At 45.3% G+C, this 13,626-nt stretch carries 11 protein-coding genes; 7 read left to right on the top strand and 4 right to left on the bottom strand.

Going from position 1 to position 13,626, the window contains the following annotated elements; translation table 11 throughout:
• Window positions 1–6 precede the first annotated feature (6 nt).
• Entirely contained in the window at window positions 7–294 is a 288-nt protein-coding gene (locus CVV44_09000) for an antibiotic biosynthesis monooxygenase (protein ID PKL38995.1), read from the bottom strand.
• 186 nt (window positions 295–480) lie between these two features.
• Here CVV44_09000 and CVV44_08995 point away from each other — a divergent pair, with 186 nt between their 5' ends.
• The 3 genes from CVV44_08995 (at window position 481) to CVV44_08985 (ending at window position 2,775) form a co-directional block, all read left to right on the top strand.
• The gene (locus tag CVV44_08995) at window positions 481–1,845 is read left to right on the top strand and encodes an aspartate kinase (protein PKL38994.1); all 1,365 of its coding nucleotides are present in this window, start codon (window positions 481–483) and stop codon (window positions 1,843–1,845) included.
• 70 nt (window positions 1,846–1,915) lie between these two features.
• Complete coding sequence (locus CVV44_08990; GenBank protein ID PKL38993.1) at window positions 1,916–2,302, top strand: hypothetical protein; 387 nt, start codon at window positions 1,916–1,918, stop codon at window positions 2,300–2,302.
• 284 nt (window positions 2,303–2,586) lie between these two features.
• Entirely contained in the window at window positions 2,587–2,775 is a 189-nt protein-coding gene (locus CVV44_08985) for a hypothetical protein (GenBank protein ID PKL38992.1), read from the top strand.
• 73 nt (window positions 2,776–2,848) lie between these two features.
• Here CVV44_08985 and lspA read toward each other — a convergent pair whose 3' ends face one another.
• Both lspA and CVV44_08975 read right to left on the bottom strand, forming a co-directional pair.
• Entirely contained in the window at window positions 2,849–3,346 is a 498-nt protein-coding gene (lspA, locus tag CVV44_08980; GenBank protein ID PKL38991.1) for a signal peptidase II, read from the bottom strand.
• Between the two features lie 9 nt (window positions 3,347–3,355).
• The gene (locus tag CVV44_08975) at window positions 3,356–6,118 is read right to left on the bottom strand and encodes an isoleucine--tRNA ligase (protein ID PKL39252.1); all 2,763 of its coding nucleotides are present in this window, start codon (window positions 6,116–6,118) and stop codon (window positions 3,356–3,358) included.
• A gap of 240 nt (window positions 6,119–6,358) precedes the next feature.
• Here CVV44_08975 and CVV44_08970 point away from each other — a divergent pair, with 240 nt between their 5' ends.
• From CVV44_08970 to CVV44_08960, 3 genes are all read left to right on the top strand, one after another.
• Entirely contained in the window at window positions 6,359–7,066 is a 708-nt protein-coding gene (locus CVV44_08970) for a hypothetical protein (protein ID PKL38990.1), read from the top strand.
• 98 nt (window positions 7,067–7,164) lie between these two features.
• Complete coding sequence (locus tag CVV44_08965; GenBank protein PKL38989.1) at window positions 7,165–8,841, top strand: helicase; 1,677 nt, start codon at window positions 7,165–7,167, stop codon at window positions 8,839–8,841.
• A complete protein-coding gene (locus tag CVV44_08960) occupies window positions 8,801–10,813 on the top strand; it encodes a hypothetical protein (GenBank protein PKL38988.1) in 2,013 nt (670 codons plus the stop codon). Before CVV44_08965 ends, CVV44_08960 begins: the two co-directional genes overlap by 41 nt.
• Before the next feature lie 85 nt (window positions 10,814–10,898).
• Here CVV44_08960 and CVV44_08955 read toward each other — a convergent pair whose 3' ends face one another.
• A complete protein-coding gene (locus CVV44_08955) occupies window positions 10,899–11,519 on the bottom strand; it encodes a hypothetical protein (GenBank protein ID PKL38987.1) in 621 nt (206 codons plus the stop codon).
• Between the two features lie 594 nt (window positions 11,520–12,113).
• On the opposite strand from CVV44_08955, the gene CVV44_08950 reads away from it, so the two are divergent.
• Window positions 12,114–13,454, top strand: coding sequence for a chromosomal replication initiator protein DnaA (locus CVV44_08950; protein ID PKL38986.1), 1,341 nt, complete (start codon window positions 12,114–12,116; stop codon window positions 13,452–13,454).
• Window positions 13,455–13,626: the final 172 nt, after the last annotated feature.

The raw sequence follows: 13,626 nt of genomic DNA, 5'->3' as shown, positions 1-13,626 counted from the left end.
GTTTTTTTATCCAATAATCTCATAACAGGTTTTAATATCCATACCAGGATCAAGAAGCGGCAGGAGCTGTTCAAGGCTTTTCACTATATTTGCTGAATGAAGCTTCAGTGCCTCCTTATCACGGTATTTTTCATAAAAAATGAGGGTTTTTTCATCGTTGCGGACCGTGTGAGGAATATATTCCAGACAGCCCGGTTCATTCTCTTTAATCTTCGGAACAATTTCCTTTAAAACATTGATGGCTTCCTCCATCATTCCATCCTTAACCTTCAGCGTGGCAATAAGTGTAATCATGGTGTGGTCTCCTTAAAAATTTTACGGATACTTTATTCCTGCATGAACCCTGTCAAATCAGGTGTTGAAAAGCAAATACTTTTCATGTTATTATTGAAAGTCTTTTACGCTTGGGAAAAAAATAGTTGATAATCTGTCAGGTCGTCCAATTGTGACTTCTGATAATATCCAAACAGGGAGAAGGTCATGGAATCCATTGTATGTAAATTCGGCGGCAGCTCCGTAGCAAACGCGAAACAGATCAAAAAGGTTACCGAGATCATTAAGGCAAACCTCAATAGAAAATATGTCGTAGTATCGGCACCGGGAAAAGATGAGCAGGACAGCGAGAAGGTCACCGACCATCTTTTCAACATCGCCAAGGCCGGCAATCATTTCAAGAGCAAGAAAAAGAACATAACCGGGGAAGAAAGCTATAACGCCGTTATACAAAAATTCACCCGCCTCATAAATGATCTGGGCATCGACGGCGAGGATATACTGCAGGACCTGTCCAATGATTTAAAAAAAATATTACCTGATCCCCAGAAAAATGATTTCTTCGCATCCCGGGGGGAGCATTACAATGCCAAGGTGATATCCCGCTACTTTAACAAGGTAGGGATTGCATCTGAACTGGCCCTCCCTGAAGATATCGGATTCATTGTCAGCGAGGATTTTAATAATGCCAAGGTTGTCCCAGTCACATATAAAAATATCAGCAGCCTTTCGGAAAAATCCGGCGTTATCGTCATACCAGGATATTACGGCATCACGGAAAAAGGCGATATTGCCGTTTTTTCCCGGGGTGGTTCCGACCTGACGGGCGGTGAGGTCGCCTATGCCATGAACGCATCCCTGTATGAAAACTGGACCGATACGGACGGTGTCTTCCAGATCGATCCCCGTCTGATCCCCGATGCTGAAGTGATCCCCCGCCTTACCTATAAAGAGATACGCCTTCTTTCGTCAAAGGGATTCAATGTCTTCCATTTCGACGCCATGGTGAACTGTAAAAAGCGCCATATACCCATTAATATTAAAAATACCAATAATCCTGCCACACCGGGAACCCTGATTGTTTCCGAAAGGATACCCGAAGAAACCGTTGTTGGTATTGCACGTCTCGATGATATTGCCTACCTGTATGTTGAAAAAGACGGTGCCGGTGAAACCATCGGATTCGTCAACGACCTTCTCAGAATTATGAAGGATTTCGGTATCGAGACCTATCATTATCCCACAGACAAAGATGACGTCTCCATTATATTCAAGCAGGCTGATTTAAAAGGATATGAGGATGACCTGAAGGATACCATACAGGCGCGTCTCAATCCCGACAATATTGAGCTCAATTACAACATAACCATGCTCTCTCCCGTTGGAATCGGCATGAAAGACCAGCCCGGGGTCATCGCTGTTGCATCCACGGCACTGAAGGAAAAAAACATCAACATTGAAATCATAGACCAGGGACCGGCACAGATAAGTTTCCACTTCGGCGTACACAAATACCATGCCGATATGGCACTAAAAGCCCTGTACGAAGCCCTGTGCAGAAAAGGCCTATAGATTTAAATAATTCTTGATTTTAGTGTCATTACGGGATTCATATAGTGAATATGTGCCGTAATTTTAAAAATTGGGTGAAATTATGAAATACCTGCAGGTATTATTATTCCTCGCTATCGTGTTTTCCGGCTGTAAAAAAACTCCCGATATACTTTTTTGCGAGGGAGTATCTCCCGATGGAACCGGAAACAGCTGCGGAACGACCTTTACCACGGGGGATCTCACTGCCGTATATACAAGCAGCGAACCCTTTGGAGTGGAAAAGCTTACCATTGTTATATATGAAAAGCTGAAGAACAATAACAAGGAAATGGAGCAAATTGAATTAAAAGTCATCCCCGAGGACAGCCGGGCCACAACAATGCTATCTTTCTATAATGAAGGTGCATACCATGTTGCAATCAATAAAAACAGCTCTACAATCGCCGAAGCGGATTTAAAAATCATAGATAAATAAAAAAATTAAAAAAAGTCCCACCCAGGCGGATTATTTGTTGACTTTTCCCCCAATCCCTCCAATATTCATTAATATGAGATCATTTTAAAGGGGGGAAATCCATGTTCAGGCTAGACACCGATGCATCCTTTAAAAACAAAAGTCAGGCATACCTTAAACGGGAAATTCTGATCTATATTCTCTTACCGCTCATTACTATTATATTGCTTTTTTTACTATTGCCCAACTAAAGTCTTTCCCGTTTTATGCGGAAATTATAAATTAATTGTGAAAATCCCACCCAGGTGGGTTTTTTCCTTGACAATTATTTTCAGCCAACTATTATGGTGCCAATAAATAATATAACATATTATCATGTTTCGGGGAGTAAAGTCATGAAAGCGGAAAGCAGCAATATTTTAACACTTCTCAAGGATATGATGTACATCCTGCTGCCCATCATCACCCTTATCTTACTATTTATTTCGCAGTGATTTTGCAGGAAACCATTTACGGGAGAAAGGGGGATTATGAAAAACAATCCCCCGTTTTATTTTAGAGGCCCTTCTAAGCCTGATTTTGCTCCTGCGCCTTTCGTTTCTTCTCCTCCTGGTAAAAGACAATTACCAGAAGAAAAGCACCCATAACGATGCAGGAATCGGCCACATTGAAAGAGGGCCACCGGTATACGCCGTCAACACCGACGGAAATGAAATCAACCACTCCGGGACGGGAAGGAACAAGGCGATCGATAATATTCCCGATTGCACCGGAAATGATGAGCGCCATTGACAGGCTGAAAAGCATGGTTTTATTTTTTTCATATACATAATAAGCAATCATGAGACCCAGCACAATGATCGAAACTATGAGGAAAACATTCTTGTACCCCTGCATAATACCGAAAACTCCCCCCTCATTGTAAACCAGGGTAAGTCTCAGAAAACCGCCGAGAAAATCAACACGGTCATAATAGTTGAGATTCCTCACCACCAGTATTTTGGTGACGATATCCAAAGCCAGTGTGGAAACCAGAATGAGCAGCGCGTAAATATTTCTTTTCATATTCAATCCCTATTTTAAAGTTTTTACGACCGCGGTGCATCGCTGACACAGCTCGGGATGATCGTTGTCCGATCCCAGAGTCTCATAGTAGTTCCAGCAGCGTATACATTTTTTCCCCGTTGTTTTCGCCGCAGCCACGGCGCAGAAATCATACTGTACAAGATGGGCTTCCTTTGTGGAAATCAGGTTCACCGCGGCAACCTGGAGAAATCGCTTGAATTCATCACCCATATCAGCGAGAAGTCCGCGGAGTTTTTCGTCCGCCACGAATATAGTCACCTGTGCTTCCAGGGACGATTTGATGCTCTTTTCCCTGCGCATCTCCTCCAGGGCTTTAAGCACATCCTTTTTGACATCAACAACTCTTTCAATAGTTTCTTCTACGGTGCTGTTTAAGAATTTCGCATCAGGTACATAATATGACTGCATGTGTACCGAATCGGTGTTACCGGCGAACTTCCATATCTCTTCAGCGGTAAAAGCCAGAATGGGGGCCACGAGCCGCACCAGGCATTTATAAAGCTCGTTCAATACCGTCTGGTTGGCGCGCCGTCTCTGCGAATCAAGGGCCTCAACATAAAGAATGTCCTTGGAAATATCAAAATAAACGGAGGATAGCTCCACGGCACAGAAATTCAATATCCTGCGATAAACCAGGTGAAACTCGAATTTCTCATAATGCTCGATGACCCGCTCGGACAGTACTGCCAGCTTGTGAAGAATCCATTTATCGATATCGGACAGCTCCTCATAAGGAACTGACATATTCTCATTGAAATCGCCGATATTTCCCATGATGAATTTGAAGGTGTTCCGTATGCGCCGGTACGAATCGGCGACCTGCTTCACCATGTCCATACCGATGCGCACATCATTGCGATAATCCTCGGAGGACACCCAGAGCCTGAGTATATCGGCACCGTACTGTTTCACTATCGTTTCCGGGGGGATGACATTGCCCATGGACTTGCTCATGGCCTTTCCCTGATCGTCCAGAACGAAGCCGTGAGTCAGAACTGTTTTATACGGGGCCCTTCCCCGCAGGGCCAGGGCCGGCCACAGCGAAGACTGGAACCATCCCCGGTGCTGGTCGCTTCCCTCGAGATACATATCCGAAGGCCAGCGGTGGCCCGGCCATGTATCCAGTACCACGAAGTGGGACACGCCGGAATCAAACCAGACGTCCAGTATATCGACTTCTTTTATAAATTCATGGCTCCCGCAGTCACAGACGGTTTCCGGCGGGACCAGGTCCTTGATATCCTCGGTGTACCAGAGATCAATGCTCTTCTCGCGGGCGATACGGGCAAAATGCTGGACCGACTCGGCAGTCATGAGATTTTTCTGGCACTTGGCGCAGCGGAATGAAGGAATGGGCACACCCCATGACCGCTGGCGCGAAAGACACCAGTCAGGACGGCCTTCAGCCATACCCCTGAACCGCGACTCTCCCCAGGCCGGAACCCACTCTGTCTCGTCCACCACGGCCAGGGCCTTCTGCCGCAGATCATTATGATCGATACTGAAAAACCACTGCTCCGTGGCGCGGAATATGAGGGGCTTTTTGCATCGCCAGCAGTGAGGATAGGAGTGCTCGATCTTTTCCGTATGAATGAGAACATCCCGCTCCCGGAGAAGGTCCACGACCTTGTCATTGGCGTCGAAGACATTGACGCCCTTCATGAGAGCGAAATCATCGGTGAACCGGCCATTGTCGTCGACGGGACAGAACACATCGAGATTATAGCGCAGGCCCACGATATAGTCCTCCTGGCCGTGGCCGGGGGCCGTATGAACAATACCGGTTCCCGCATCAAGGGTCACATGGTCTCCGAAAATGACCTTTGACTGACGGTCGATAAAGGGATGGTCAACACGCAGGGCCTCTATCTGCGCGGAATCCAGCGGCCACTCGCCCTGCCGGTCCATTTTTTTCACCTGTTCCATCTGATGGACCAGGCCCTTGGCAAGAACATAGTATTCATCGCCGAATTTATACACTGAATACTGGAACTCGGGATGGAAACAGACCGCCAGGTTAGCCGGCAGAGTCCATGGAGTTGTCGTCCAGATAACCACATGGGTCCTGTCCCGGTCAATACCGTCAATTTGCAGGGACGAGGGGTCAACCTTGAATTTCACGAAGATCGATGGTGATGTATGTTCGTCGTATTCCACTTCCGCTTCAGCAAGGGCGGTCACACAGTTGGGACACCAGTATATGGGCTTTTTAGCCCTGTAGATATAGCCCCCCTTCAGTATCTCACCAAAAACCTCAACTATCCTCGCTTCATATTCCCGGCTCATGGTAAGATAGGGATTTTCATAGTCAGCAAGAACACCGAGCCTCTTGAACTCTTCCATCTGGATCGTCACAAATTTATCGGCGTATTTCCTGCAGCCCGTGCGAATCTCCGCCGTTGGCATGTTCCGTGCCTTCTCCCCCAGGTCCCTGGTAACATTCAGTTCAATGGGAAGACCATGACAATCCCATCCGGGCACATAGGGAACCCGGAAGCCCTTCATAGTCTTATGCTTGACGATAACGTCCTTCAATATTTTGTTCAGGGCATGACCAAGGTGTATATGACCGTTGGCATATGGCGGGCCGTCATGAAGAATATACACATCGGCATCCTTTCGTGATTCCTGTATCTTGCCGTAGAGCTTATCTTCCTCCCATCTTTTCAGTGTTTCAGGTTCTCTCTGGGGCAGGTTTGCCTTCATCGGAAAATCGGTTGTGGGGAGATTGACGGTTTTTGAGTAATCCATGGGGGTCCTCGTTATATTTGATGTAATATCCAGACTCATAAGCAGGAAGATTATTTGTCAATATTTTTTCAGGATTAATAATAATCCGGCATTATTACCATTACTAATACCATCTTCCGATAAATTGCAAGGTAAAAGCTTCAAAAACCTTGACATTAATCGGTCTTTTTAAAGAGAGTACGAACGAGACCCTCATTACAATACAAATACGAATCATTTTTGAACGAGCAGGAATTTTTCATGGATAAAAAAAGTGATACATTAATAGCCGTCCCGGTAAATAACAACGGCGATTTCTTCCAAAAGCAATATTATGAACTGAAACAGTTGGATTGGGCCGACCTGCTTATTGTCGATGATTCCGATGATTCTGACGCCTATGATCTGGTTGAAGACCATACCGGCGCCGTATTCATAAAGCACGAACTTCCCCTGGGCTACGGAGCCTCGTGCATAACCGCCCATGAGTATGCACGGGACCTGGGCTACGAAACCATCATTCTCATTGATCCGGAAAATCCCGATGCCCGTGAGGATATCAAGACAGTACTGGAAAACCTGCGCTATGGATATGATATTGTTTCATGCAGCCGGATTCTTGAAAATTATGATGTAAAAAAAATCAAACCCGATTACCTGAACATCACATCGGAGATATCCCTATCCATCAAATCCGCCACTGATATGGACATGACAGATCCCCTCACGGGCATCCTGGGAGCCCGAATGACTTCACTGCTCAACCTGGAACTGACCGATTACACTCATGGAATTCTTCTGCAGTTATGGATACAATCAGCCTATTTCAAACTGACGACACTGGAAATACCTGCCCTATCCGGTGAAAGTTTCGGTAGAGAACTGGAACTCTACGAGGATCCACTGGGTATGTTCCTGGCGATAATCGAGACAGAGCGGTATCTTTACCCCCGGGAAACAATGAACTAACTCCTCCTGCCATCTTTTTTATAACTTGACAAATGCGGTAAAGGGATTAATAAAGGCATTTTAAATCACATAATCAGGATAAAAGCAGTCTTTATATAATGACAAAGCCAGTAATCGTCCAGAGCGACAATACACTTCTTGTTGAAGTCGATAATCCAGAATTCGAACGGGCCCGCGATTCCATTTCTCCCTTTGCAGAACTGGAAAAAAGCCCTGAACATATTCATACCTACCGGATAACCCCACTTTCACTATGGAACGCCGCCGCATCAGGTCTTACATCGCGTAACATAATCGATAATCTCATGGAATTCTCGCGGTATGACATACCGGCAATTGTGCTAGCCACAATCCGGGAACAGATGAACCGCTACGGCATGCTGAAACTCACCAGGGAAGAAGACAGGCTCATACTCACTTCCCGGGATGCAATTCTCCTGAGAGAGATAATGCATCATAAAAAGGTGCAGCCCTTCATCGAAGAGCAGCTCGACGGGAACAGGATTCTGGTGAAAGGAAGTTACCGCGGCCATATTAAGCAGGCACTGATTAAAATTGGTTTCCCCGTGGAAGACCTGGCAGGATATGAAGAGGGTGATCCCATGCCCATCAACCTCCGGTCCGTTTCTGCCAGGGGTAAACATTTCGAGATACGGGACTATCAGGACAGCGCCATTAACTCCTTTTATCGCGGCGGAGGCCCGGAAGGAGGCAGCGGTGTTATCGTACTCCCCTGCGGCGCCGGAAAGACAATCGTCGGCATCGGAGAGATGGCGCTGCACAAGACCGCCACGCTGATCCTGGTCACCAACACCGTGGCCCTCAGACAGTGGAAAGAGGAACTACTGGATAAGACCGACCTGGGACCTGAAATGATCGGAGAGTTCTCCGGTGAAAAAAAGGAGATCAGGCCCGTCACTATCGCCACCTATAACATTCTCACCTACCGTAAGGATAAAAAAGGCCCCTTTCTCCATTTCGACCTTTTTAATAAAATGAACTGGGGCCTTATAGTATATGATGAGGTACACCTTTTGCCGGCACCGGTTTTCCGTATGACATCGGAGATACAGTCCAAACGCAGGCTGGGACTGACGGCAACCCTTATCAGGGAGGACGGCATGGAGACCGATGTCTTCAGCCTCATCGGACCGAAAAAATATGACATGCCCTGGAAGATTCTTGAAAAATCCAACTGGATCGCCACGGCCCTCTGCACGGAAATCCGCGTGGACCTTCCCGAGGATTTGCGACTGCAGTATTCCATTGCCAGAGACCGTGAAAAATTCAGAATATCCTCGGAAAATGTTAAAAAACTTGATATCGTTCAGAAACTGATAAAAAAACATGAAGGGGCCAATATCCTGGTCATCGGCCAGTATATTTCTCAATTAAAGGAATTCGCCGATCGATCAAAATTTCCTCTTATAACAGGCAGCACATCGGTTGCAGAGAGGGAACACCTCTATCATAATTTTAAAGAAGAAAAAATTAAAATTTTGGTAGTATCCAAGGTGGCGAACTTTTCCATAGATCTTCCCGACGCCAATGTGGCCATACAGATTTCAGGGACCTTTGGATCACGGCAGGAGGAGGCACAGCGACTCGGCCGCATCCTCCGGCCCAAAAAAGAAGATAACCGGGCCTATTTTTATACGATCATCAGCGCAAACTCCGTGGAAGAAAAATTCGCCCATAACCGGCAACTCTTTCTCACCGAACAGGGATACTCCTATGAAATACTCAATGAAGAAATGTTTAAGGAACGATTTTAGTAAAATCCTTTTCCTCCTGCTCTTCCTTGCTCCGCTCATATGTATATTTTCCACCAGATCCTCCCTTAGAGCATCGGGAGTAAAAACATTCGCCCTGACACAGGACCGGGGCGTGCTCATATCGGAAAACCGGGGTCAATCGTGGAAAGAATTCAACGATGGACTGCCCTCACAATGTATTCCCCTGCGAATCCATGCTTCGGGAAAAATTCTCTACCTGATCACGGGGAATACCGGTATTTTCCGGCATCAAGAGGGAACCATGGTATGGGAATCCATGAACAGCGATAATTTCCTCATCCGCAGCCAGTACGGCACACCGAAAGGATATAGAAAGATATCAGCCTTTTCCGTTGACCCCGATAATGCCGCTAATATTATCATGGCCACAAAACATACTGTCTACCGATCCAAAGACGGAGGGAAACACTGGTCCAGGATAAGCGCCCATGGCCTTCACGAGCGCAACTATATAACAGCGCTGGCAATACGCGGTGATACCATATATGCCGGCACTTCTTTTAACGGTTTTTTCCAGCTAAACGGAGGCCGCTTTGTACGGATAAATACCGGTCTGCCCCAGGAACCCTATTCAGGAACCCTTTTTTTTACGGAAGAACTGATTACATTACTCCCTACCCCCGATAAAATCTATGCGGGATTCCGCTTCGGCGGCGGGCTCTATACAAAAAAACCCACGGGGAAGGCATGGGGGAATATCAACCTCCCAAAATTCAAGGACCGTTTTGCCTCTGTCAGCGATATCGGTCTCCTGAACAATACGGTATACGTCACCAGTGAAAAGGCGCTGTGGCAAAAAAAAGAGGGCGATGAAAACTGGCAGGAACTTCCTCTTCAGGATATCTTCGGGAAAGCCCCTGACAATGCCAGGACCCTGTCCCTGTATATTCATGATACCTCGGGTTCCATGCCCTCTCTCCATTGTCCCATGGAGCCCCCTTCTCTGGGCAAACATGACAGCCGGGCTCAGAGCCGCCGAACCATTTATTCCAGTGTTCCCGTTGTGGGTAAAAAACTGAAAAACCTTATGAAAATCATGCATGCAAGCAATATCAACGCCATTGTCATCGATATGAAGGATGATTTCGGCAATATTCATTATCCTACCGCTCTTACGACTCCAAAGGATATCGGTGCGGCGCGACGGCCCCTTCCCGTGGGCAGCATCATTGCTGACCTGAAAAAAGCAGGGATTTATACCATCGCCAGAATTGTCGTATTCAAGGATGAAAAACTCTTCCGCGGATATGGATCAAAGTATGCCATTTACAATAAAAACACCGGCCGGCCCTGGCGCGGCAGTCCCGGAGAATACTGGGTCGATCCCCATGCCTCCTTTGTTCAGGATTATAATATAGCTATAGCTCTGGAACTGGAACATCTCGGCTTTGATGAAATCCAGTTTGACTATATCAGGTTTCCATCCGATGGACCCACATGGCTGTGCCAGTTCCGCCATAAAAAGGACGCGGATATGTACAAATCGGAAATTCTTACGGAATTCCTTCAAAGAGCTAAGAAGAAACTCTCCATCCCGGTTTCCGTAGATATATATGGTTTCAATTCCTGGTACAGTTTCGGCAACTGGATCGGGCAGGATATGGAGGAATTCTCACTGATTGTCGACGCTATTTGTCCCATGGTATATCCATCCCACTTCGGCAGCCGCTTTTATTCCCGCGTGGCCAGGGAAGAGCGGACATACAGCATCATCTATGACGGCGGACGTCGGGCACAAAAGATCATCAGTTCACCCGTTGTTATCCGGCCCTATCTCCAGGCCTTTAATATGATGTCCCCCACATGGGGACCGGGCTACATCATGAGCCAGGTAAAAGGAGCATATGACAGCGGTTGCAGTGGATATACCTTCTGGAATGCCCGAGGGGACTATGACATGGTTGAGCGCGCTCTGGGGAGCGCCCTTGCCGCAGGGCAGGTCATACCGTAGGGGCCCCCCCGGGTTATACTATTTTACAACATCAATGTTACACACCGCCCGTTCATTATCGCATCACCGGCGTTTATTCTTTCTATTACATTTGAAGAAGAACGCCCACACGCATGAGCAACCCTGACATGACAATCTTCTCATCGGCATTTCCGGGCGAGAGTCCGCGGTAACCCAGTTCAGCGACAAACTTTATGTTTGATTTTGGCGATGGTTTAAAAGATACACCCGGTAAAAACTGCCAGGTAAAGCCGTGGTAGAATCCGAATACATTTTTTTTATTATACGTTGTTCCATCAGTATCTTCAAAGTGCGGCCGGTGATAGGTTAAAAACATCAGGGAATAGCCAATCCCCACCGTAATATAGGGCTCCACATAAATTTTATCCACGAGGAAGGGAAGCCGCACCTGGGCATTGCAGAAAAAAGGGAATGCGAAGGTATTTGTCGTGGCAACTACTTCTTTTGGTGGAGTACCATCCTTTGTCCCCAGTTTTTTCTCCCAGGGGATCCAGAAAAAATCCGCCTCAAACCCGGCAACAAACCAGGGATCAATATCAAAAAGATAATTGGCGCTCAGGTCAAAGCCGAAACTTTCCAGATCATGGGCATAGGATGTTCCCAGCTTGCCGACAAATTCCCTGTCCACGGCAAAGGCTGGTAGGGCCAGGGTCACAATAATTATTAATATACTCAGTCTTTTCATGGTGATCCTCTTTAGTCATGATGTTAACAATATAATATATAGATCAAACAGGATAAAATACTGTCAAAATCGGGATTTGCAAGGAAAATTCCGGGATTTCATACAAAAACCGTATAATATGACATAAGGGAACCCATTAACTCACCGATGTCAAGAAAAATGGTGTCCATGATTATTTCCTGTAAAATAGTTTTTGCTTTTGCACTATATTCTTCAACAAAGAGATATCCGGGACAAGGGAAAACTCTGTTCACAACAATTCACTGAACTGTTAACAGCAATATCCCGGTTATCAACAAAAAAATCCACTTATCCACAGTATATGCATACGATATCAATAATTTACATTTTTTTTTATTAATTAAAAATCACAGGTGATTAATTGGTTTACAAATATTTTCTTTGATTTATGAATTTGATTAATTACTCGTTATTCTATATCCTATTTTCCCGAACAACATTGATAAACGCTTTTGTGACGCCATGGTGTTGATTATTATATCGATAAGATCATTAATACTCAACATAGGTATACTTATGCACATAGTTATCAACAATTGTGGATAATTTTTGAGGTGGGTCGTGTCCAGTGAAATGTGGAACAGGGTGCTGACTGTTCTTGAAGGAGAAATAAACAGGCAGTCCTTTAATATGTGGCTGAAAGATACGGAACCTGTATCCATTTCAGAAAATACCATAACCATCAGGGTTGGTGATGATGTGGCAAGTCGTCACATTAAAGAACATTATTCCCTGCAGATTCAAACAGCCCTGGAACAGATTACTGGTCATAAATATATCTGTGACTTTATCACCGCCGGATTCGCAACTCCCGATTCAACGGGATCATCACCTCTGCAGGAATCGGTAAAAAATCCTGTATCCTCCTTCAGGCTGGAAAAAGAAAAAGGTGAATCGGTTCTCAATCCTAATTATACATTTGAAAATTTTGTCATCGGACCCAATAACCAGTTTGCCCATGCGGCATCATATTCGGTTGCACAGTCACCGGCAAAACAGATCAACCCGCTTTTTATTTACGGTTCATCGGGATTGGGAAAAACGCATCTTCTCCAGGCCGTGGGCCATTATATCAATGCTGAAAAACCCTATCTTAAGGTCCTGTTTGTATCAACTGAACAATTTATTAATGAATTTATAACCTCGATCCGGAACCAGACCCAGGAAAGTTTCAAGATAAAATACCGGGATGTGGATATCCTGTTGATAGACGACATCCAGTTCCTGGAAAACAAGGAAGAAACCCAGAATGAGTTCTTCCATACTTTTAATGCCCTGTATGAAAACAAGAAACAGATAATTATATCAAGCGACAGGCCGCCGAAACAGATCGCAACCCTGGCTGACCGGCTCAGAACACGCTTTGAATGGGGAATGATAACCGATATTCAGGCGCCGAACCTGGAAACGCGCGAGGCTATTCTTCGTAACAAGGCTGAAAAAATGAACCTGGAAATATCCGATGACGCTTTTAATTATATAGCGAGGAGAGTTAAATCCAGTATCAGGGCGCTTGAGGCTGCTATAAACCGTTTGAAAATGGTTTCCGCTTTTTATGACGGTGTAATAACTATAGAACACGCGAAAATACATCTGAAAGAGCTCTTTGATGTCGATGCAAGTAAGAAGGTAACCATTTCAGATATCATGATAAAAGTATCTGATAAATACAATGTAACTTCCGATGATCTCAAATCAAACAGTCGTCACAGCAGGGTAATTATTCCCCGTTTCACTGCCATGTATCTGGCCCGAAAACTCACCGATATGACTACAACCGATATAGGAAAAGAGTTCGGTGACCGGGATCACTCTACTGTTGTCAATGCAATAAATAAAATTGAGGAAAGTTTAAAGAACGATAATGAGTTGAAAGAGACCGTCGATGATCTTATGGTGGAGCTAAAAAGCTGATTCAGCCGGTTTATAAAGTGTTGATAACCATGATAAATACTGTTTTTACATTGTTATCTACCGGGACAAATATTAGTCTTTTTTCAAAACATTTGTAATTTCATTATGTCACATGTAAAAATCAGCAATACAGCTGAAATTATTAACAGGATATTTTTTCCATAACTACTGA

This window comes from Spirochaetae bacterium HGW-Spirochaetae-1 (genome assembly GCA_002839375.1).
Taxonomy (GTDB): Bacteria; Spirochaetota; UBA4802; order UBA4802; family UBA5550; genus PGXY01.
The sequence above is the reverse complement of the archived record's forward strand: the minus strand, read 5'-3'. Positions and strand labels throughout refer to the sequence as shown.